The following is a 500-nucleotide window of genomic DNA, read 5'->3' on the forward strand; positions in this document are numbered from 1 at the left end:
AGCACGGCATGCCGGCAGGCAGCGGGGTGGCGCTGGGCATCGACCGGCTGATTCAGCTTGCTTTAGGGAGAGCGAGCGTGGCGGAGACGATGGCTTTCGCCACGCCCAATTGCTAGAACCACTGCACAAATGCCTGCGCGAGCGAATCGCTGCGTTGCGCGGTGCCGAAGCGTCGGACCGGCGGATCCTCACCTATACCCATAGGCTCCGGTTGACTCGCAGCCTTCGGCTTCTCGCCCCTTCGGGGCCAGCCTACGGCTGTTTGTCGCTTCGCTCGGTTCTGTGCTCCGAGCGCCTTGCGACCCACAGGGATGTGGGAAGTGCGTTGGTTCGTCGGGAACGAACCTAGCCGCTTCATCTCGCTCGGCAATTTGTTCAGCGGTTCTGGACCTAGACGAACTCGGGGCCGGGATCGGGAAATCCACCCAACGACTGGCCCATGCTGACCTTGGTCTTGGGCGTCAGGCTGGTATCGAAATCGACCTTGCCGGCGAAGGCCA

The 500-nt window shown here is 63.0% G+C and carries 1 protein-coding gene; it reads left to right on the forward strand.

Annotated elements, in window-relative coordinates; translation table 11 throughout:
- The first annotated feature begins 8 nt into the window (after positions 1-8).
- Positions 9-116 (forward strand): hypothetical protein, encoded by a 108-nt coding sequence (locus QPM17_RS23920; protein ID WP_422732802.1) that lies wholly within the window; start codon positions 9-11, stop codon positions 114-116.
- Positions 117-500 lie beyond the last annotated feature (384 nt).

This window comes from Marinobacter azerbaijanicus (assembly GCF_030250645.1).
Classification (GTDB): Bacteria; Pseudomonadota; Gammaproteobacteria; order Pseudomonadales; family Oleiphilaceae; genus Marinobacter; species Marinobacter azerbaijanicus.

Bases quoted from the DNA above. Each gene is read 5' to 3' on its own strand.
- QPM17_RS23920 (WP_422732802.1), top strand. From the start codon at position 9: ATGCCGGCAGGCAGCGGGGTGGCGCTGGGCATCGACCGGCTGATTCAG.